Source organism: Promicromonospora sukumoe, assembly GCF_014137995.1.
In the GTDB taxonomy this organism is placed as follows: Bacteria; Actinomycetota; Actinomycetes; order Actinomycetales; family Cellulomonadaceae; genus Promicromonospora; species Promicromonospora sukumoe.
Genome location: NZ_JACGWV010000001.1, coordinates 2,991,061 through 3,008,847 on the forward strand (window position 1 = coordinate 2,991,061; position 17,787 = coordinate 3,008,847).

Below are 17,787 nucleotides of genomic sequence, written 5' to 3' on the forward strand. Positions count from 1 at the left end.
CCCATGGCCAGGACTATCGCGACCAACACGACCGTGACCCGGGACGAGCTGCTGGAGTTCCTGCGCTCGCGCAGCAACGGAATCCTCGTGACCAGCAGGACCGACGGCGCCCCGCAGCTCAGCCCCGTGACGTACGGCGTGGACCCGGAGGGTCGCGTCGTCGTCTCGACGTACCCGGAGCGCGCGAAGGCGCGCAACCTGCGGCAGCGGCCGGCGGCGTCGTTCCTGGCGCTGGGCGAGGACTTCGGCGCGGCGTGGGTGCAGGTGGACGGCACGGCGGAGGTGCTGGACATCCCCGAGTCGGTGGAGCCGCTGGTCGACTACTTCCGTGCGGCCGCCGGCAAGGAGCACCCCGACTGGGACGAGTACCGCGCGGCGATGGTCGAGCAGGGCAAGTCGCTGGTGCGGATCACGATCGAGCGCTGGGGCCCGGTGGCGACGGGTGGTTTTCCGGCGCGGCTCGCGGACGGCTGACGGGGGCACCCGCCGGGACCTGCGACCATGATCGGGTGCGAGAGATCAGGCAGAGCCGCAAGCTGAAGTCCGTCCGGTACGACGTCCGGGGTCCGATCCTGGAGGAGGCGTACCGGCTGGAGGCCGAGGGTCACAAGATCCTCAAGCTGAACATCGGCAACCCCGCGCCGTTCGGGTTCGAGGCGCCCGAGGCGATCCTGGCGGACATGATCCACCACCTGCCGCAGGCGCAGGGGTACAGCGACAGCCGCGGCATCTACTCGGCGCGCACCGCCGTGGCGCACTACTACCAGTCGCACGGCATCGACACGCACGTCGACGACGTCTACATCGGCAACGGCGTCTCCGAGATGATCAGCATGGTGCTGCAGGCCCTGATCGACGACGGCGACGAGGTGCTGGTCCCCGCGCCGGACTACCCGCTGTGGACCGGCGCCGTGAGCCTGCAGGGCGGCACGCCCGTGCACTACCGCTGCGACGAGTCCAACGGGTGGAACCCCGACCTGGAGGACATCGAGTCGCGCATCACGCCCGCCACGAAGGCGCTCGTGATCATCAACCCGAACAACCCGACGGGCGCGGTCTACAGCGAGTCGATCGTCAAGGGGCTGGCGGAGCTGGCGCGCAAGCACGACCTGGTGCTCCTGAGCGACGAGATCTACGAGAAGATCCTGTTCGACGGCGCCACCCACCACCACACCGCGACGTTCGCCGACGACGACGTCCTGTGCATCACGTTCAGCGGCCTGTCCAAGGCATACCGGATCTGCGGCTACCGGTCGGGCTGGGCCATGATCTCCGGCCCCAAGCACCGCGCCGCCGACTTCATCGAAGGCCTCACCCTCGTCTCCAACATGCGGATGTGCGCCAACGTGCCGGCGCAGCACGCCATCCAGACGGCGCTCGGCGGCTACCAGTCGATCGAACACCTGATCCAGCCCGGCGGCCGGTTCTACGAGCAGGCGATGCTCGCCGACAAGCTGCTCAACGAGATCCCCGGCGTCAGCTCGGTGCGGCCGCGCGGCGCCCTGTACTGCTTCCCGCGGCTGGACCCTGAGATGTACCCGATCAAGGACGACGAGGCGTTCGTGATCGGCCTGCTGCGCGCCAAGAAGATCCTGGTCACGCACGGGACCGGCTTCAACTGGCCCGAGACCGACCACTTCCGGCTCGTCACGCTGCCCGACGTCGACGTGCTGAGCGAGGCGATCGGCCGCATCGCGGAGTACCTGGACGAGATCCGGGCCTGACGGGGGGGCGGGCTGGCCGAGTGACGGCGGCCCTGGACGCCGTCGGGCGACCGCCCCTTCGAGGGGGCGGCAGCCAACCTCCCCTTTGAGACCTAAGTTTCTTCGCTTTGCGGGGCCGCAGAGCGAAGAAACTTAGGTCTCGAGAGGGAGCGCGCCCCCGGCGTCCGACAGCCGGGCGTGGACGTGCATGTCGTGGTGCCCGTCCGCGTGCCGGGCGGCGCCCCGACGCGTCCCCTCCAGCGCGAACCCGGCCTTCTCCGCGACCCGGCACGACGCCGCGTTCAGCGTCGAGTGCTCCAGCTCCAGCCGCCGGAACCCGGCCTCGAACGCCCAGGCGCTCGCCGCGACGACGGCCTGCGGCGCCACACCCCGGCCGCGCGCCGCCGGGACGGTCCAGTAGGCGATCTCGGCGATGCCGTCGAACAGGACGAGGTCCTTGAGCGCGAGCCGCCCCAGCAGGGACCCGTCGGCGGCGGCGACCGCCCACTCCAGACGACGCTCCTGCGCCCAGGCCCGCTGCCAGTTGACGATCATCCCGAGCGCCTCGTCCGGCGAGTCCACCCGGCGCACGTGCCAGCGCTGGATGTCCGGGTCGGCGTAGGCCTCCTGGAGCGCAAGTGCGTCCGTCTCCCGCCAGGGACGCATCGTCGCGCCGCCGGTCAGGGGCAGCGTGGGCTGCGCCAGCCTCGCCAGGGTGCCCGGGGTGATCGTGTACGGGGCGAGCTCAGCCATGCCGACACGATAGGCACGCGCCGGCCGCACGTCACTCCACCTCGTACTGCCCGGTCTCGATGAAGTAGGCGCGGTCCTCGGGGGTGCCGTCCAGCGCAGCCACGGCGGCGGCCCGCAACGCGGCGCTGATCCCCGGGGTACCGATGATGACGAAGATCGCGAACGTGTTGTCCTCGTCCTGCGCGATCCAGCGACCGGTCTCCAGGAAGTACACCAGGGCCTCCGAGCTCCCGTCCCTCAGAGCAACGCCCGCCGCGTCCCGCACAGCCCGACCCGTCTCCGGATCAGCGAGGATCACAAAGATCGCGAACCGGTTGTCCTCGTCCTGCGCGATCCATCGGCCGGTCTCCAGGAAGTACACCAGTGCCTCCGAGCTGCCGTCCCTCAGAGCCGCGCCCGCCGCGTCCCGCACAGCCCGACCTGTGTCCGGATCAGCGAGGATCACGAAGATCGCGAACCGGTTGTCCTCGTCCTGTGCGACCTGCCAGCCGGTCTCGAGGAAGTACGTCATGGCCTCGACGGTGCCGGTCTCCAGGGCCTCCAGCGCTTCGCGCCGCACGCCGACACCCACCTCGGGGTCGTCCAGGATGGCCTGGATCGTGGCCCGGAGCTCTTCCTCCGTCCCCGGGACCGGATCGTCGGCGACCTGCGTGATCGCGGCGGTCGCCACGGCCTGCCGGGGCTCTGCGGCGGCCGTCAGAGGTGCAAGGGTGAGCATCGATCCGGCGACGGTCGTCACGACCGCCAGCGACGTCATGCGAACAAGCCTCACGTGAGCCTCCTCTTCGTCGGCGCCCGGCGACCGGGATGGTGCGCGGCGCGCCGCACACCGAGCAACGTAACGTCCGCGCAGGTGAGCGGCCACGAAAGTCCGGTCACGGGGTGGCGTGGACGTCGCCGGTGCGGGCGACGGCGCGCAGGTGCGCGCGGGCCTGGTGCACCACCGGGTTCTCCGTGGCGCGGGCGGCGAGCTCGACCAGCGCGACCAGGTCGGCGGCGCGCGCCAGGTCCGTCGCCCGACGGCGTCCCACCGAGCCGGTCGCCCGGTTCGGGGCGATGCCGAAACCGGCGTCCGGTCCCTGACCGGCGAACCAGCCGTCCAGGAGCCCCTCCACGTACGCCGGCTCCCGGTCGAAGCGCAGCAGGTTGCCGAGATCCGTGGCCGGATGGCCCGCGTGGGCGAACTCCCAGTCGAGAACGCCGGTGACCTGGAGCGTTTCCGGGTCGACCAGCACGTTCTTCGGGTTCAGGTCGCTGTGCACCAGGCAGGCCGGAGCGCCCTCCAGGTCGACGACGGCGCGCTTCGCGACCTCCCGCAGACCGGTGACCTCGCCGTCGGACCAGCCGCTGGCGACCAGCCCCGCCGCGTGGGTGTCGACCCAGTCGGGCAGCCGGAGGTCGAACGGCTCGATCCGCAGGGCGGCGTCGGCGAACAGCCCGCTCCGGGGCAGCGGCGTCGCGGCGAGCGTCCCCGCGACCCGGCCGAGCGAGCGTCCCAGCGACCGCAGGCGCTCGTCGGCCTCGCGCCTGCGGTGGCGCCGGTCCGCGCGCCGACGGTCCTCGACCAGCCGCGCGAGGACCAGGCTGCCGAGCTCCCCCGGCAGCAGCTCCATGACGAGCAGGCCGGGCGAGCCGTCGTCGGCGTTGTGCACTTGGCGCACCGCCGGGACCGGCAGAGCGTCGCGGACCCGGCCGAGCAGCGCCGCCTGGATGCCCGCGGCGTCCGGGGCGTGCCGGGCGCCGGCGAAGTACCGGACCACCAGCGGCTCCCCCGCGTGCGCTCCGTCCGCGCCGTCCCCGCCCGCGGCCGGGGTCGCGAGGAACGTCTCGGCCGACCACCCGCCCGCCAGCGGCACCAGGAGGTAGCCGGGCAGGCGCGGCTCGACGCGCGGGATCGGGGGCTGCATCAGAACAGGGTCTCGCTCCCGACCTCCGCGCCGATAGACGCCGCGCCGGCGCCGTCGGACCGCACGCCGGTGAACGCTCCGCGCGGGTAGTCGCCCTCGGCGTGTTGTTCGGTGTGCTGCTCGGCGGCCGCGCCCGTCCGGTGCATCGCGGCCCCGCCCAGCCCGCGCTCGCGGATCAGCGGGCGCACCCGCTCCCAGAGCCAGTCGCGGTAGCCCTTGTGCGCGTAGGCGCCGCGCGCGTAGACGCGGCCGTAGCCCTCCACGAGGTGCGGGTGGGACCGCCCGAGCCAGCCGAGGTACCACTCGCGGGCGCCGGGCCGCAGGTGCAGCGGCAGCACGGTGACGCCGGTCGCACCCGCCTCGACCAGGTTGTCGAGCAGCCGTTCGAGGTGCGCGAGCGAGTCGGTCAGCCATGGCAGCACCGGGGCAACCATCACGCCGCACGGCAGTCCGGTCTCCCGGATGGCGCGGATCAGGTCTAGACGGGCCTTGGGCGTCGGGGTGCCGGGCTCGACGGCCTGCTGCAGCTCCTTGCCCGACGGCGTGTCGGCGAACGCGAGCGAGACGCCGAGGCCGATGTCCACCTTCTGCGCCGCCTCGACGAGCAGCGGCAGATCGCGCCGCAGGAGCGTGCCCTTGGTCAGGATCGAGAACGGTGTGCCCGAGTCCGCGAGCGCCGAGATGATGCCGGGCATGAGCCGGTAGCGCCCCTCGGCCCGCTGGTAGGGGTCGGTGTTGGTGCCGAGCGCAACGGCCTCGTGACTCCAGGAGGGCTTGGCCAGCTCGGCGCGCAGCACCTGGTCGGCGTTGACCTTGACGACCACCTGGGAGTCGAAGTCGTGGCCGGCGTCGAGGTCGAGATATTCGTGAGTATTTCGGGCAAAGCAGTAATAACAGGCATGACTGCATCCGCGGTACGGGTTGACCGTCCAGCGGAACGGCATCTGCGAGGCGGCCGGGACCTTCGACAGGGCGCTCTTGGCGAGCACCTCGTGGAAGGTCACGCCCGCGAACTCGGGCGACCGGACGGTACGCAGCAGCCCGGCGTCGCGCAACCCGGGGAGCTCCAGCCCGGGCAGCGCGCCGTCGTCGTTCGAGATCGCCTGCCCTTGCCAACGCATGATCCGATTCGAACACTCGTTCGATCAGTCGTCAAGTTGTCCACAGCGGCAGGCACCGCATCCCTCGGCGTCACCGCACGCGCACGGTGTCAGGGCAGGGGCGCGTCGCACCTCGCCACGGAGACACCGTCAGCCGACACGACGGCCGTCATGCTCCACGTCCCGCGCTCCGACGCGGGTATCGCCCGCGGCGGCTCCACGGCGAGGGTGCCGGCGGCGGGGACCGTCTCGCGGACCGTCGGGTAGGCGGCCCCGGTGCCGTCGGTGACGGTCACCGCGACGGTCGATCCCGCGGGCGCCACGACCTCCAGGTGGTCCCGGGGGTCCGGCAGGCGCAGGCCGAGCACGTCGCGGTACTGGTCGACCCAGCCGACGGTCACCCCGGCCGGGCAGACCAGCGGGACGTGCTCGGCCTTGACCGGGGAGAACGCGAGGACCGCGGTGGAACCGGCGAGTCCCGCGCCGAGCACGATCGCGGGCGCGACGAACCGGCGGCGCGCCCGACGCGGCGTGTGCAGCCGGTTGCTGTCCGCGGAGCCGGCGCCCCCGTCCGCCGTCCGGTGCAGGTGCCGGCGGTACGCCCGGGCCAGCCTCTCGGCGAGCCAACCGCGACGCCGTCTCACCAGCGCCTGGGGCGTACCGGTCACCCCGACGAGCGACCGCTCCCAGTGCTCGCCGAGCAGCTGGTCGCCGACGCGTCCCGAACCTGTCATCGCCTGTCCCCTCGACCCGCCAGGGGCCGGGAACCGGCCTACGGCGTCGTTACGTACCGAGTCTCAACGACTCGACGCGAGGCTAGCCGAACGCGATCAGCGAACTTCGGGCAAACCGGACAACAAACTCCAGTTCACCCACGGCTCACCCGCGCGGCACGACGCGCGGCCAGCGGTCCTCGGCCGGCGGCGCCCACGACGCGGCATCGGCGTCCACCTGGTCGCCGGAACGGATGTCCTTGACCTGGTCCGCGCCTACGACGCCGTCCTCGCCCGCGGAACCCGGGAACCAGACGAACGGGATGCCCCGGCGGTCGGCGTACTTGATCTGCTTGCCGAACCGGGCGGCGCTCGGCGCCACCTCCACCGGGATGTCCCGGGCACGCAGCGCCGCGGCGACCGTGTCGGACGTCGCGCGCTCCTCCTCGGACGACACCGCGACCAGCACGGCGGACGGCACCGACCGCGACGCCTGCACCAGGTCGGCGGACAGCAGCCGGGAGACCAGCCGCGAGACGCCGATCGACAGGCCGACACCCGGGTAGGTGTTCTTGCCGTCGGACGCGAGCGTGTCGTACCGGCCGCCGGAGCAGACCGAGCCGAGCTGCTCGTGCCCCACCAGCACCGTCTCGTACACGGAGCCCGTGTAGTAGTCGAGGCCGCGCGCGATCTTCAGGTCCGCCACGACCACACCCGGCGCACGCTGCGCCGCCGCGGCGATCAGCGCGCCCAGCTCGGCCAGGCCGGTCTCCAGGAGCTCCGTGACCGCGCCGTAGGACTCGGCCAGGGACCGCACCTCGTCGATCACGCCGACGTCGGACCCCGAGATCGACGCGAGCGCCAGGCAGGCCTTCGCCTGGTCGTCGGTGGCGCCGCACTCGGTCACGAGCAGCTCGGAGACCTTCTCCGGGCCGATCTTGTCCAGCTTGTCGATCTGGCGCAGCACGCCCTCGACGTCCTCCAGCCCGACGCCGCGGTAGAACCCCTCCGCGACCCGGCGGTTGTTCACCAGGATGCGGACCGGCGGCAGGCCGATCTCGTGCAGCGCGCCGAGCGCCTCCGCCATCACCAGCGGAGCCTCGACCTCGAAGTGGTACGGCAGCTCGCCTGCGCCGACGATGTCGATGTCGGCCTGGACGAACTCACGGAAGCGGCCGTCCTGCGGGCGCTCGCCGCGCCACACCTTCTGGATCTGGTAGCGGCGGAAGGGGAACGCGATGCGGCCGGCGTTCTCCAGCACGTAGCGGGCGAAGGGCACGGTCAGGTCGAAGTGGAGGCCGAGCTGCCTGTCAGGGATCTGGCTGTTCTCCTCCTGGAGGCGCGACAGCACGTAGACCTCCTTGGAGGTCTCCCCCTTGCGCAGGAGCTGGTCCAGCGGCTCGACGGCCCGCGTCTCGATCCCGGCGAACCCGTGCAGCTCGAAGGTGTGCCGCAGGGTGTCGAGGACGTGCTGCTCGACGATGCGACCGTCAGGGAGCCATTCGGGGAAACCGGAGAGAGGAGTGGGCTTTGCCATGCCTCAGATCTTCCCACGAGCGGCGGGCCGTCAGCCCGGGTTTTCCACAGCCTGGTCGTCCAGCCGCGCGAGCACGTCGAGTGCGCCCGCCTTGACGTCCGCCCTCACCCGCGGCCCTGCGCGAGGAACGGGTTCGCCCCCAGCTCGTGCCCCACGGTGGTGGTCGGGCCGTGCCCCGGGACGACGGCGAGCGCCGGGTCGAGCCCGCGGACGACGTCGCGCAGGGTCTCGCCCATCACCTGGTCCGAGCCGCCGGGCAGGTCGGTGCGGCCGATGGAGCCCGCGAAGAGGACGTCGCCGGTCAGGATCACGTCGTCGTCGAGGCGGTAGAGCGTGGACCCCTCGGTGTGGCCGGGCGCGTGCAGGGCGTGCAGCGTGACGTCGCCGAAGGTGAGCGTGGCGGACCCGCCGGGGGTCGTGAACGGCTCGATCACCTCGGGGGCCCGGTAGTCGTCGCGGTGCAGCCCGAGCGCGGACTCCAGCGCGGGGCTGAGCGTGCCGAACGGGTCGGCGAGCCGGTAGGCGTCGTCCTCGTGCAGCCGCATCGGTATGCCGTACCGGGCGCAGAGGGCCCCGGCGTCCCAGGTGTGGTCGGCGTGGCCGTGGGTGGCGAGGACGGCGTGCGGGGTCAGCCCGGCGTCGTCGACCAGCCGGCCGACGGCGTCCGCGACGCCCGCGCCGGCGTCCACGACGACGCAGTCGGTGCCCACGGACACGACGCAGCAGTTGGTGCCGAAGACCGGCGCGACCACGACTCGAAGCTCCACGAAACCCACGCTAACCGGTCCTGCCGGCCCTGTCGGACGCTTGTTCACCCCTCGCCGGAGCCGCTCAGACAGTATGACCTGGCATCCGATGCCTACACTGTCCCCGCACGGGGTGATTCGCCCCGGATCCATCAGGTGAATCGGTCCAGCGTGACCGCGCCCCGGGTCGGGGTGAGCACGAGAGAGCACGGAGAAGGGAACGCGGTGGCTTCCACCAAGCAGCGGCAGCGCGCGGAGCAGGCCAGGCAGGCCGACAAGCGGGCGCAGCGGCAGGCGGCCAAGCGCGCGCGCAAGCAGCGCCTGTGGTCCCTGGTCGCGCTGTTCACCGTGCTCGCGCTCGTCGGCGCCTTCGTGGTCGCCGCGCTGATCAACACCACCGAGCCCGATCCCGCGGCCGGCGCCGAGGGTGCCTGCCCGGCGGGTGTCGAGGAGGCGCGGGACACGTACGAGCTCGCCGACCCGTCAGTCGCCGAGGACCGCACCTGGACCGTCTCCCTGCAGGCCTGCTCGGGCGACACGAACGCCGACATCGAGCTCGAGCTGGATGGCGCGGCAGCGCCGCAGGCCGTCGCGAACTTCGTGACGCTCGCCCAGGGCGGCTACTTCGACGGGACCGGCTGCCACCGCCTCACGACGCAGGGCATCTTCGTGCTCCAGTGCGGCGACCCGACCTACACCGGCTCCGGCAGCCCGGGCTACGACTTCGGCCCGGTCGAGAACGCCCCGGCGGACGACGTCTACCCCGCGGGCACCGTCGCGATGGCGCGGCGCGGCGACGACGCCAACTCCATGGGCTCCCAGTTCTTCCTCGTCTACGAGGATTCGACCATCCCCTCCGACACAGCCGGTGGGTACACGGTCTTCGGCACGATCACATCCGGCCTGGACTTTGTCCAAGCAGTCGCTGACGCGGGAGCGGCGGGCGGTGCACCTGACGGTGAGCCCGCCAACCCGGTCACCATCGAAGGAGTTGAGACCCAGTGAGCGAACCCACTTCTCGCTCGACCGAGCCCGTCCAGCAGGACGCGCCCGCCGAGCCCGTGGCCGAGACTCCGACCGCAGCCGAGGCGACCGCCGAGGCGGTCGCGGAGGCGCCTGAGGCAGCCGTCGAGGCCGACGCACCGGAGGCTGCCGCGGAGGCAGCCCCCGAGGCCACCGAGACGGAACCGGCCGCGGAGGAGACTCCGGCGGCCGAGGCCGAGGCACCTGCGGACGAGGCGCCTGCGGACGAGGCTCCGGCCGAAGAAGCTGCGGCTGAGGAGGCTCCCGCCGAGGAGGCTCCGGCCGAGGAGGCCGCCGCCGAGGCCGAGGCTCCCGTCGAGGCTGCTGCCGACGTCGCTCCCACGGAGGAGGCTCCCGCCGAGGAGACCCCTGCTGAGGAGGCCCCCGTCGAGGAGGCACCGGCGACGGAGGCTCCGGCCGCCGAGGCTCCGGCCGCCGAGGCCCCGGCTGCCGAGGCCGACACCCCGACGGAGGAGGCCCCGGCAACGGAGACCCCCGCCGAGGAGGCACCCGCTGAGGAGGCACCGGCGACGGAGGCCCCGGCCGCCGAGGCCGCAGCTCCCGCTCCCGCGCCGACGCCCGCGGCCCCGAAGCCGTCGGCGATCCCGTCGCCGGCCGCTCTCGCGCGGCCGCGTGCGCCCAAGCCGGGCGCGCCGTCGGCTCCTGCTGCGGCGCAGTCCGCCCCGGCGACGGCACCCACCCCGGTGGTGCCGGCCGCAGCGGACGCCGTCGCGCACGCCGAGGCGGAGAAGTTCGGCCGCGTCGACGACGAGGGCAACGTCTACGTGAACGACGGCGACGGCGAGCGCGTCGTCGGCCAGTTCCCCGGCGTCACCACCGAGGAGGCGCTCGCGCTGTACGTGCGCCGCTATCTCGACCTCAGCGCGAAGGTCGGCCTGTTCGAGGCCCGGCTGGACAGCGCGGACCTGTCGGTGCGCGAGATCGACCAGACGCTGCAAAAGCTCGGCGAGGAGACCGCGGAGCCCGCCGCCGTCGGCGACCTGGCGGGCCTGCGGACCCGGGTCGAGGCCCTGCGGGGTCGCGCCGCGGAGCGGCGTGCCGCCCTGGAGCAGGCGCGCTCCGCCGCGAAGGCCGAGGCTGTCGCGTCCCGCACCTCGATCGTGGAGGCCGCCGAGAAGATCGCGGCGACCGACCCGAGCAAGATGCAGTGGCGCCCGGCGGGCGAGGAGCTGCGCGCCCTGCTGGACCGCTGGAAGGACGCACAGCGTTCCGGGCCGCGCATCGACCGCCCCACGGAGGAGTCCCTCTGGAAGCGGTTCAGCCACGCCCGCACCGCGTTCGACCGTGAGCGCCGGCACTTCTTCGCGGACCTGGAGCAGCGCAACAGCGCCGCGAAGTCCGAGAAGGAGAAGCTGGTCTCGGAGGCCGAGGCGCTGTCGAACAGCACCGACTGGGGTTACACCGCGGGCGCGTACCGCGACCTCATGACGCGCTGGAAGGCGGCGGGCCGTGCGTCCCGCAAGGACGACGACGCGCTGTGGGCCCGGTTCCGGGCCGCGCAGGACCGGTTCTTCCAGGCCCGGGACGCCGAGAACGCCGTGATCGACGCGGAGTACGGCGAGAACCTGAAGGTCAAGGAGGTCCTGCTGGAGGAGGCCGAGGCGCTGCTCCCGGTCAAGGACCTGAACAAGGCCAAGGCCGCCCTGCGCGGCCTCCAGGAGCGCTGGGAGGAGGCCGGCAAGGTTCCTCGCGGCGACATCCAGCGCATCGAGGCCCGCCTGCGCGCGGTCGAGACCGCGGTCCGCGACGCCGACCAGGCGCAGTGGAAGCGCACCAACCCCGAGACGCGTGCGCGCGCCGAGGGTGCGGCGGCGCAGCTCGAGTCCGCGATCGCGGGTCTTGAGGCGGACCTCGCGGACGCCCAGGCCAAGGGCGACAAGCGCAAGGTCTCGGAGCTGGAGGCCGCCGTGGCGGCCCGCCGCTCGTGGCTGGAGCAGGTCGTCAAGGCCGCGGAGGACTCCCGCGGCTGATGCTTGTCCACAACGGGCCCGGTCGCGCGCTGCGCGACCGGGCCCGTTGCGCATAGGTTCTGCAGGTGCCGTTCCCGTCCCTCGCCGCCCTCCTCGACCCCGGGCCGACGGCGCCGGCCCTCGTGGTCACCCCGGAGCACGTGGGCGGACCGGTCGCGTGGACGGAGCTGCGCCGCGCGGGCGCGCTTGTCGAGCTGCACGACGGCGCGGCGGTCGGCGTCGGCTCGGTGGTCGGCCCGCGGCACCGGGCGCTGGCGCTGGCCCGCGAGGTGCCCGCCCGCTGCGTCCTGGGCGCCGCCACCGCGGCGTGGGTGCACACCGGGCTGTACGACGGCGTCCCAGCCCCGGCCTGGCCCGACGGCGCGCCGGTCGAGCTGGCCTACTCCCCCGACACGCACCGTCCCGCCCCGCGGCCCGGGCGGGTCACGCGCCGCGCCCCGGGTCTCGCGCGGGACACCGAACGCCTCGCGGGCGTACCCGTCACCAGCCGGGTGCGGACCGCCGTCGACGTCGCCTGCACCGCGCCGCAGGAGGCCGCGGTGCCCGTGCTGGTCGCCCTGGCGCGGGGCGGCGTGGACCTGCGGGACGCCGCCCGGCTGCTGGACCGGAGGGCCCGCGTGGTGGGGCGCCCCGCGGCGCACCGCGCGCTTTCTGCGGCGCGGGAGCTGCTGTCGGGCTAGGTTCGGTCCATGGCCGGATCCAGGACACCCGCTGTGGAGCTCGACGTCGCAGGACGTACCGTGCGCGTGACGAGCCCGGACCGCGTGGTCTTCCCCCGAGACATCACCAAGCTGCAGGTCGTCGAGTACTTCGTGGCCGTCGCGGACGGCATCACTGGCGCCCTGCTGCACCGCCCCACCACGCTGGAGCGGTGGCCCAAGGGCTGGCACGAGGGTGCGCACCTCGCCACCCGCATGCCCAAGCCCGACGACCCGAAGGGTGACGGCTTCTACCAGAAGCGCATCCCGAAGGGCGCCCCGGACTACGTGGAGACCGCGACCATCGCGTTCCCGTCGGGCCGGACGGCGGACGAGGTGTGCCCCACGGAGCCCGCCGTCGTCGCCTGGGCGGCCAACATGGGCACGCTCACCTTCCACCCGTGGCCGGTGCGGCGCGACGACGTCGAGGCGGTCGACCAGCTCCGCATCGACCTGGACCCCCAGCCCGGCACGGACTTCTCCGACGCCGCGGCCGTGGCCCCGCACCTGCGGGAGCTGCTCGGCGAGCTGGACCTGCGGGGCTACCCGAAGACGTCGGGCGGGCGGGGGCTGCACGTCTTCGTGCCGCTGGAGCCGCGGTGGACGTTCACCGAGGCCCGGCGGGCGACCATCGCGATCGGCCGCGAACTGGAGCGCCGGCTGCCCGGCCAGGTCACCACGCGGTGGTGGAAGGAGGAGCGCGGCGAGGCGATCTTCGTGGACTACAACCAGATGGCGCGCGACCGCACCATCGCGTCGGCGTGGTCCATCCGCGCGAACGGGCGAGCGACGGTGTCGATGCCGCTGGACTGGGACGAGGTGCCCGACGTGCACCCCGACGACTTCGACGTGCTCACGGCGCCGGGCCGGTTCGCGGAGCGGGGCGACCTGTTCGCCGCGCTGCGCGCCGACCGCGACCCCGCGCTGGACTGCTCGCTGGACGCGGCCCTGGACCTGGCGGCCCGCGACGAGGCGAACGGCCTGGAGGACCTGCCCTACCCGCCGGAGTACCCGAAGATGCCGGGCGAGCCCAAGCGGGTCCAGCCCAGCCGTGACAAGGACCGGGACCGCAGCAAGGACGCCGTCGGCGACTGACCTCGATCCTCAGTGCGACCGCAGCGCCTTGATCAGCTCGCCCTTGCGCATCGACGAACGCCCCTCGATGCCGATCTCGGCGGCTCGCTTGCGCAGCTTCTCGACCGTCCAGTCGTCGTAGTCGCCGGCCTTGCCGCCCTTGCGGCCGACGCTCTTGCGCGACGTGTTCGCCGCGGCGTTCGCGATGCGGGCGGACTTCTCCTTGGAACTGCCCTCGTCGCGGAGCTTCTCGTACAGCTCCTTGTCCTTCACGCTGGGTCCGGGGTCACGCTTGGGCATGGTTGCTCCTCCGACGGTGCGGGACGTGCAGCCTCCACCATCGCCCGATCTCACCCCGCTCGCACGGGCGTGGACCGATGAGTCCGGCGCCGCTCCGCCGTCGGACGGGCATGGGAACGCTGCGCTACACCGCGAACATGTCCGCCGACGGGTACACCGTCGACGCCGAGGGGAGCTTCGACTTCACGCAGCCGACCGACGAGATGCTGGCGTTCATCAACGAGGCCGAGGCCGACTCCGCCGTCTACGTCCACGGCCGGCGCATGTACGAGACGATGGTCTACTGGGAGACGCACGACCCGGGGTCCACCCCGAACCCGCACCTGGACCGGTACGCGGAGATCTGGCAGGGCGTGGACAAGATCGTCGTCTCGTCGTCCCTGCCCCCGGAGGCCGTGACGTCGGCCCGGACGCGGCTCGTACGTGACCTGGGGCCCGGCGAGCTGCAACGCATCGTGAGCTGCGCGCCCGGGGTCGTCTCCATCGGCGGGCCCACCGTCGCCGCGCCGTTCATCCGGCAGGGTCTCGTGGACGACTTCCGCTTCGTGGTCTACCCCGAGGTCGTGGGCGGCGGGCTGCCGGCCCTCCCCCGGGACGCCCGCCTGCGGCTGCGACTCGTGGACTCGCGGACGTTCGACGACGGCTGCGTCTACCTGCGCTATGCGCCGCGCTGAGGCAGGCTCGTACCCGTGACCACTCTCAACCTGCCCGTGCAGCCCCCGGTCCGGCCGATGCTCGCCAAGAGCGTGCCCTCGGTGCCTGCCCAGCCCGCCGGCGACGACGCCGGCCCCGCGTACGTCTACGAGCCCAAGTGGGACGGGTTCCGCGCCATCGTGTACCGCGACGGCGACGAGGTACGCATCGACTCCCGCAACGCGAAGCCCATGGAGCGCTACTTCCCGGACGTCGTCGCCGCCGTCCGCCAGTCCCTGCCGGAGCGGTGCGTGGTCGACGGCGAGATCGTCATCGCGCAGCGACCCGGGCACGGTGCCGCGCACCTGGACTTCGAGCTGCTGTCCCAGCGCATCCACCCCGCGGAGTCCCGGGTGAACATGCTGGCCGAGACGACGCCGGCGGCGCTCGTGGTCTTCGACGTGCTCGCGCTCGGCGACGACGACCTGATGGACCGGCCCCTGACCGAGCGGATCGAGGCCCTGGACGGGCTGGGGCTGACCGGCCCCCTCGTCTTCGCCACGCCCCGCACCCTGGACGCCGCGGAGGCCGAGGAGTGGTTCGGCTCGTTCGAGGGCGCGGGCCTGGACGGCGTCGTCGCCAAGCCCGCGGACGGCCCGTACGCGCCCAACAAGCGCAGCATGCTGAAGATCAAGCACACCCGCACCGCCGACGTCGTGCTGGCGGGGTACCGGCTGCACAAGACGTCGACGCCGGAGGAGCCGCTGCTGGGCTCGCTGCTGCTGGGGCTGTGGGACGAGACCGACGACGGTCCGCGGCTGCAGTTCGTGGGCGTCGCGGCGTCGTTCTCAGCGACCCGTCGGGCCGAGCTGATCGCGGAGCTGGCGCCGCTGGTCGTGGAGCCCGGCACGCCCGCGGCCGAGGAGCACCCGTGGCAGGGCTGGACCGACCCGACGAAGGCCGAGGCGGGCGACCGGCTGCCGGGCGCGCAGTCGCGCTGGAGCTCGGGCAAGGACCTGTCGTTCACGCCCCTGCGCCCCGAGCGCGTGCTGGAGGTCGGCTACGACCACATGGAGGGCTCCCGGTTCCGGCACACGTCCCAGTTCAAGCGCTGGCGCCCGGACCGCGAGCCGGCGTCGTGCACGTACGAGCAGCTCGAGGAGCCGGTCAGCTTCGACCTCGGCGACCTGCTCCCGGGGGCGCCGGGGACCTCCTGACGTGTCAGACGTACAGGTCACCCGAGGGACCTGTACGTCTGACACGAGGGTTCACACCGGGAGCTGCGGCCGCTCGACCGGCTTGGTGCCGGTGATGCGGTGCACGTCGAACACGCCCTCGACCTTCCGCACGGCCGATAGCACCGTCGCGAGGTGCGCGGGCTCGGCCATCTCGAAGATGAACCTCGAGACCGCCAGCCGGTCGTCCGACGTCGAGACGAACGCAGAGAGGATGTTCACGTGGTTCTCGGACAGCACGCGTGTGACGTCCGAGAGGAGCCGGGACCGGTCGAGCGCCTCGACCTGGATCTGCACCAGGAACATCGTGTTCGCGCCCTGGGTCCACTCGACCTCGACCAGGCGCTCCGGCTGCTTGCGCAGGCCGTCCAGGTTCACGCAGTCGGTGCGGTGCACGCTGACGCCCTGGCCGCGGGTCACGAAGCCCACGATGTCGTCGCCCGGCACCGGGGTGCAGCACTTGGCGAGCTTGACCCACACGTCCGCGGACTCGGAGCCCTTGAGCATGACGCCCGGGTCGCCCGACCGCACGCGCCGGGCGGTGAGCCCGCCGGGACGGGCCGCCTCGGCGACGTCCTCCTCCGCGCCGTCCGCCCCGCCGAGCGCCTTGACGAGCTTCTCGACCACGTGCGCCGAGGAGATCTGGCCCTCGCCGACCGCCGCGTACAGCGCGGACACGTCCTGGTAGTTCATCTCGTCCGCGACCCCGACCAGGGTCTCGTGCGACATGAGGCGCTGGATCGGCAGGCCCTGCTTGCGCATCGCCTTGGCGATCGAGTCCTTGCCGGTCTCGACGGCCTCCTCGCGGCGCTCCTTGGTGAACCACTGCCGGATCTTGTTGCGGGCGCGCGGCGACTTCACGAACCCGAGCCAGTCGCGGCTCGGCCCCGCCGTCTCCGACTTCGAGGTGAGGATGTCGACGACGTCGCCGTTCTCCAGCGGCGAGTCGAGCGGCACCAGGCGGCCGTTCACGCGGGCGCCCATGGTCCGGTGCCCCACCTCGGTGTGCACCGCGTACGCGAAGTCGACCGGCGTGGCGCCGCCGGGCAGCGCCATGGCCGAGCCCTTCGGCGTGAAGACGTAGACCTCGTCGCCGCCGATCTCGAACCGCAGCGAGTCGAGGAACTCCGCCGGGTCGGCGGTCTCGCGCTGCCAGTCCACGAGCTGGCGCAGCCAGGCCATGTCCTGGTTCTTGGGGTCGGTGCCCCCCGCGGCCGGCGTCTTCTCCTTGTACTTCCAGTGCGCGGCGACGCCGTACTCGGCGCGGCGGTGCATGTCGTGCGTCCGGATCTGGATCTCCACGGGCTTGCCGCCCGGGCCGATCACCGTCGTGTGCAGCGACTGGTACATGTTGAACTTCGGCATCGCGATGTAGTCCTTGAACCGGCCGGGGACCGGGTTCCACCGCGCGTGCATGGCGCCGAGCGCCGCGTAGCAGTCACGCACCGTGTCCACCAGGACACGCGTGCCGACGAGGTCGTAGATCTCCGCGAAGTCGTGGCCGCGCACGATCATCTTCTGGTAGATCGAGTAGTAGTGCTTGGGCCGGCCGGTGACGGTGGCCTTGATCTTCGCGCTGCGCAGGTCCGACTCGATCTGCCCGCGCACCACGCCGAGGTACTCCTCGCGGGCGGGGGCGCGCTCGGCCACCAGGTGCACGATCTCGTCGTACACCTTGGGGTACAGGGTCTGGAAGGACAGGTCCTCCAGCTCCCACTTGATCGTGTTCATGCCCAGCCGGTGGGCCAGGGGCGCGTAGATCTCGACGGTCTCGCGCGCCTTGCGCTCGGCCGACTTGGACGGCACGTACTTCCAGGTGCGGGCGTTGTGCAGGCGGTCGGCCAGCTTGATGACCAGCACGCGGATGTCCTTGGCCATCGCCACGACCATCTTGCGCACGGTCTCGGCCTGCGCCGCGTCGCCGTACTTCACCTTGTCCAGCTTGGTGACGCCGTCCACCAGCAGCGCGACGTCGTCGCCGAACTCGCCGCGCAGCGTGTCCAGCGAGTAGTCGGTGTCCTCCACCGTGTCGTGCAGCAGCGCGGCCGCGATCGTCGTGCCCTCGAACCCGAGCTCCGCCAGGATCGTGGAGACCGCGACGGGGTGCGTGATGTAGGGGTCGCCGCTCTTGCGCATCTGCCCGCGGTGGGCCTTCTCGGCCACGACGTAGGCGCGCTCGATGAGGGCGACGTCGGCCTTGGGGTGGTTGCTGCGGATCGCCTGCAGCAGCGGCTCGATGGCCGCGGGCGTGCCGCCACCGATGCTGCGCACGCCCAGCCGCACCAGCCGGTTGCGCATCCGGTTGCCGCCCGGAGGGGTCGGCGGGTTCTTCTCGGGCACCGGAGCGCGTGACACCGTGTTCTCCGCCATGTAC

At 72.6% G+C, this 17,787-nt stretch carries 17 protein-coding genes; 8 read left to right on the forward strand and 9 right to left on the reverse strand.

The window, feature by feature from the left end; all coding sequences use genetic code 11:
- Positions 1-3: 3 nt before the first annotated feature.
- Both FHX71_RS13245 and FHX71_RS13250 read left to right on the forward strand, forming a co-directional pair.
- Positions 4-474, forward strand: a complete 471-nt coding sequence (locus FHX71_RS13245; RefSeq protein ID WP_182616929.1) for a PPOX class F420-dependent oxidoreductase — start codon at positions 4-6, stop codon at positions 472-474.
- A 35-nt stretch (positions 475-509) separates the two neighbouring features.
- Positions 510-1,724 carry a pyridoxal phosphate-dependent aminotransferase gene (locus FHX71_RS13250; protein ID WP_182616932.1) on the forward strand — a complete coding sequence of 405 codons (1,215 nt, stop codon included), beginning with the start codon at positions 510-512 and terminating at the stop codon, positions 1,722-1,724.
- Between the two features lie 132 nt (positions 1,725-1,856).
- On the opposite strand, the gene FHX71_RS13255 is transcribed toward FHX71_RS13250, so the two are convergent.
- The 7 genes from FHX71_RS13255 to FHX71_RS13285 form a co-directional block, all read right to left on the reverse strand.
- A complete protein-coding gene (locus FHX71_RS13255; RefSeq protein WP_182616934.1) occupies positions 1,857-2,456 on the reverse strand; it encodes a GNAT family N-acetyltransferase in 600 nt (199 codons plus the stop codon).
- A 31-nt stretch (positions 2,457-2,487) separates the two neighbouring features.
- A complete protein-coding gene (locus tag FHX71_RS13260) occupies positions 2,488-3,228 on the reverse strand; it encodes an ALF repeat-containing protein (protein WP_220489672.1) in 741 nt (246 codons plus the stop codon).
- Positions 3,229-3,331: 103 nt separating this feature from the next.
- Positions 3,332-4,363, reverse strand: coding sequence for a phosphotransferase family protein (locus FHX71_RS13265; protein WP_182616936.1), 1,032 nt, complete (start codon positions 4,361-4,363; stop codon positions 3,332-3,334).
- A complete protein-coding gene (locus FHX71_RS13270) occupies positions 4,363-5,484 on the reverse strand; it encodes an Rv2578c family radical SAM protein (protein WP_182616939.1) in 1,122 nt (373 codons plus the stop codon). Before FHX71_RS13270 ends, FHX71_RS13265 begins: the two co-directional genes overlap by 1 nt.
- Positions 5,485-5,573: 89 nt before the next feature.
- Positions 5,574-6,197 carry a hypothetical protein gene (locus FHX71_RS13275; RefSeq protein ID WP_182616941.1) on the reverse strand — a complete coding sequence of 208 codons (624 nt, stop codon included), beginning with the start codon at positions 6,195-6,197 and terminating at the stop codon, positions 5,574-5,576.
- Between the two features lie 145 nt (positions 6,198-6,342).
- Positions 6,343-7,713 carry a histidine--tRNA ligase gene (gene hisS, locus FHX71_RS13280; protein WP_182616943.1) on the reverse strand — a complete coding sequence of 457 codons (1,371 nt, stop codon included), beginning with the start codon at positions 7,711-7,713 and terminating at the stop codon, positions 6,343-6,345.
- 104 nt (positions 7,714-7,817) lie between these two features.
- Positions 7,818-8,480 carry an MBL fold metallo-hydrolase gene (locus tag FHX71_RS13285; RefSeq protein ID WP_312877040.1) on the reverse strand — a complete coding sequence of 221 codons (663 nt, stop codon included), beginning with the start codon at positions 8,478-8,480 and terminating at the stop codon, positions 7,818-7,820.
- Positions 8,481-8,684: 204 nt separating this feature from the next.
- Between FHX71_RS13285 and FHX71_RS13290 the strand changes: the two genes are divergently transcribed.
- The 4 genes from FHX71_RS13290 (at position 8,685) to FHX71_RS13305 (ending at position 13,266) form a co-directional block, all read left to right on the forward strand.
- A complete protein-coding gene (locus FHX71_RS13290) occupies positions 8,685-9,464 on the forward strand; it encodes a peptidylprolyl isomerase (RefSeq protein ID WP_182616947.1) in 780 nt (259 codons plus the stop codon).
- Positions 9,461-11,473, forward strand: a complete 2,013-nt coding sequence (locus FHX71_RS13295; RefSeq protein ID WP_182616949.1) for a DUF349 domain-containing protein — start codon at positions 9,461-9,463, stop codon at positions 11,471-11,473. Before FHX71_RS13290 ends, FHX71_RS13295 begins: the two co-directional genes overlap by 4 nt.
- Positions 11,474-11,538: 65 nt before the next feature.
- Positions 11,539-12,153 (forward strand): hypothetical protein, encoded by a 615-nt coding sequence (locus FHX71_RS13300; protein ID WP_182616952.1) that lies wholly within the window; start codon positions 11,539-11,541, stop codon positions 12,151-12,153.
- A gap of 9 nt (positions 12,154-12,162) precedes the next feature.
- Positions 12,163-13,266: a DNA polymerase domain-containing protein gene (locus tag FHX71_RS13305; RefSeq protein ID WP_182616954.1), complete on the forward strand. Its 1,104-nt coding sequence runs from the start codon at positions 12,163-12,165 to the stop codon at positions 13,264-13,266.
- Between the two features lie 9 nt (positions 13,267-13,275).
- Here FHX71_RS13305 and FHX71_RS13310 read toward each other — a convergent pair whose 3' ends face one another.
- Positions 13,276-13,545 (reverse strand): DUF7218 family protein, encoded by a 270-nt coding sequence (locus tag FHX71_RS13310; protein ID WP_182616956.1) that lies wholly within the window; start codon positions 13,543-13,545, stop codon positions 13,276-13,278.
- Positions 13,546-13,655: 110 nt separating this feature from the next.
- On the opposite strand from FHX71_RS13310, the gene FHX71_RS13315 reads away from it, so the two are divergent.
- A complete protein-coding gene (locus FHX71_RS13315) occupies positions 13,656-14,219 on the forward strand; it encodes a dihydrofolate reductase family protein (protein WP_182616958.1) in 564 nt (187 codons plus the stop codon).
- Between the two features lie 15 nt (positions 14,220-14,234).
- A complete protein-coding gene (locus FHX71_RS13320; protein ID WP_182616960.1) occupies positions 14,235-15,395 on the forward strand; it encodes an ATP-dependent DNA ligase in 1,161 nt (386 codons plus the stop codon).
- Positions 15,396-15,446: 51 nt separating this feature from the next.
- On the opposite strand, the gene FHX71_RS13325 is transcribed toward FHX71_RS13320, so the two are convergent.
- On the reverse strand, positions 15,447-17,783 hold the full coding sequence (locus tag FHX71_RS13325; RefSeq protein WP_182616963.1) for a RelA/SpoT family protein: 2,337 nt from the start codon (positions 17,781-17,783) through the stop codon (positions 15,447-15,449).
- Positions 17,784-17,787 lie beyond the last annotated feature (4 nt).

Coding starts and splice junctions, on each gene's coding strand:
- FHX71_RS13245 (WP_182616929.1), top strand. CDS start 4: ATGGCCAGGACTATCGCGACCAACACGACCGTGACCCGGGACGAGCTG.
- FHX71_RS13255 (WP_182616934.1), bottom strand. CDS start 2,456: ATGGCTGAGCTCGCCCCGTACACGATCACCCCGGGCACCCTGGCGAGG.
- FHX71_RS13265 (WP_182616936.1), bottom strand. CDS start 4,363: ATGCAGCCCCCGATCCCGCGCGTCGAGCCGCGCCTGCCCGGCTACCTC.
- FHX71_RS13270 (WP_182616939.1), bottom strand. CDS start 5,484: ATGCGTTGGCAAGGGCAGGCGATCTCGAACGACGACGGCGCGCTGCCC.
- FHX71_RS13275 (WP_182616941.1), bottom strand. CDS start 6,197: ATGACAGGTTCGGGACGCGTCGGCGACCAGCTGCTCGGCGAGCACTGG.
- hisS (WP_182616943.1), bottom strand. CDS start 7,713: ATGGCAAAGCCCACTCCTCTCTCCGGTTTCCCCGAATGGCTCCCTGAC.
- FHX71_RS13305 (WP_182616954.1), top strand. CDS start 12,163: ATGGCCGGATCCAGGACACCCGCTGTGGAGCTCGACGTCGCAGGACGT.
- FHX71_RS13310 (WP_182616956.1), bottom strand. CDS start 13,545: ATGCCCAAGCGTGACCCCGGACCCAGCGTGAAGGACAAGGAGCTGTAC.
- FHX71_RS13315 (WP_182616958.1), top strand. CDS start 13,656: ATGGGAACGCTGCGCTACACCGCGAACATGTCCGCCGACGGGTACACC.
- FHX71_RS13325 (WP_182616963.1), bottom strand. CDS start 17,783: ATGGCGGAGAACACGGTGTCACGCGCTCCGGTGCCCGAGAAGAACCCG.